This window comes from Dietzia sp. HMSC21D01 (assembly GCF_001815995.1).
GTDB lineage: Bacteria > Actinomycetota > Actinomycetes > Mycobacteriales > Mycobacteriaceae > Dietzia > Dietzia cinnamea.
Genome location: NZ_KV823676.1, coordinates 1 through 2,002, shown reverse-complemented (window position 1 = coordinate 2,002; position 2,002 = coordinate 1). Strand labels below are relative to the sequence as shown.

General features: G+C 74.2%; 1 protein-coding gene and 1 pseudogene. Both read left to right on the top strand.

Going from position 1 to position 2,002, the window contains the following annotated elements:
* Window positions 1-421 (top strand): annotated as a pseudogene (locus HMPREF3086_RS01850) (4-(cytidine 5'-diphospho)-2-C-methyl-D-erythritol kinase); the annotation flags it as partial.
* A gap of 2 nt (window positions 422-423) precedes the next feature.
* The coding region (locus tag HMPREF3086_RS01845) for an ABC-F family ATP-binding cassette domain-containing protein (protein ID WP_070719878.1) at window positions 424-2,002 on the top strand (1,579 nt) is incomplete at its 3' end.

Below are 2,002 nucleotides of genomic sequence, written 5' to 3'. Positions count from 1 at the left end.
ACTGTCCACCCCGACGGTGTTCGCCGAGCTCGACCGGCTCCGCGCGGAGCGGTCCGTGCCGCGTGCGGGCGGCGTCGAGTCGCTCGTCGAGGCCCTCGGCGGCGACGATCCCGCCGCCGTCGCCGCCCTGCTGGCCAACGACCTGGATCCCGCCGCGCTCTCCCTGCGGCCCGCCCTGCGCAGGACCCTCCGCACCGGGCAGGAGGCCGGCGCGCTGCACGGCATGGTCTCCGGCTCCGGCCCCACCTGCCTGTTCTTCTGCTCCGACCGCGACCACGCGATCGCCGTGGCCGCGGAGATCAGCGAGTCCGGCGTCGCCCGCGAGGTACGCGTCACCCGCGGCCCGGTCGGCGGCGCCCACATCATCAGCGACGACCCGTCCGGCGGCGCCGGCCCCGGCGTCGACCCCACAGGAAAGTAGAGATGGCCCCCACCAACCTCATCAACCTCGAGCAGGGATCGATCTCCTTCGGCATCCGCCAGGTGCTCGACAACGTCTCGCTGGGCGTCAACGCCGGTGACCGCATCGGCGTCGTCGGCCTCAACGGCGGCGGCAAGACCACCCTGTTGGAGATCCTCACCGGTGTCGCCGAACCGGACACCGGGCGCGTCTCCCGCGTCTCCGGCCTGCGGATGGCCGTGGTCACGCAGCGCACCGAGCTCGCCGCCGACACCGTCGGCGAGGCCGTGGTCGGCGGGCTCGGGCTGGCCGTCCACGAGTGGGCGGGGGACGCCCGCGTCCGCGCGGTCCTCGACGGCATCGGCATCCACGACCTGGGGCTCGACACCCCCGTCGCGGACCTGTCGGGCGGCGAGCGACGGCGGGTGTCGCTGGCCGCGGCCCTCGTGCAGGACCTGGACCTGCTGGTCCTCGACGAGCCGACCAACCATCTCGACGTCGAGGACGTCCAGTGGCTCGCGGACCACCTCGTCGGGCGATCGAGCGCGCTCGTCGTCGTCACCCACGACCGGTGGTTCCTCGACACGGTGGCCACCCGCACCTGGGAGGTCGTCGACGGCCGCGTCGAGCAGTACGAGGGCGGCTACAACGACTGGGTCTTCGCGCGCGCCGAGCGCGACCGTCAGGCCGCCGCCACCGAGTCGCGGCGGCAGAACCTCATGCGCAAGGAGCTCGCCTGGCTGCGCCGCGGCGCCCCCGCCCGCACCTCCAAGCCGCGCTACCGGATCGAGGCCGCCGAGGCGCTGATCAAGGACGTGCCGCCGCCGCGCGACTCCCTACAGCTGTCGAGCTTCGCGGCGCGGCGGCTGGGCAAGGTCGTGGTGGAGCTCGAGGACGCGCGCCTCGACGCCCCCGACGGCCGCACCCTCGTCGACGACCTCACCTGGCGGCTCGCGCCCGGCGAACGCATCGGCCTGGTCGGCGTCAACGGCTCCGGCAAGACCACCTTGCTGCGCGCCCTCGCGGGGGCGGCTCCGCTGGCGGCCGGCCGGCGCAAGGAGGGCAAGACCGTTCGCATCGGCTGGCTCAAGCAGGAGCTCGACGACCTGCCGCTCGACCAGCGCGTGCTGGAGGCGATCGAGGACGTCGCGACCCGCGTGGCGTTCGGCAAGGATGAGCTCACCGCGTCGCAGCTCGCCGAGCGGCTCGGCTTCTCGCCCGCCCGCCAGCGCACGCCCGTCGGTGACCTGTCCGGCGGCGAGCGGCGGCGGCTGCAGCTCACGCGCGTGCTCATGGACGAGCCGAACGTGCTGCTGCTCGACGAGCCGACCAACGACCTCGACATCGACACCCTGCGGCAGCTCGAGGACCTGCTCGACGGTTGGCCCGGCACGATGGTCGTGATCTCCCACGACCGCTACCTCGTCGAGCGCATCTGTGACTCCGTGTGGGCGCTGTTCGGCGACGGCCGGCTCACCAATCTGCCGCGGGGGATCGACGAGTACCTCGAGCGCCGGCGCGCGGCCGGAGCGGCGGGGGACTCGGGGAAGGTGTCGCGCGGGCCCGTCGGGGGTGCCTCGGCCGGCGCGGCGGGCTCCGGTG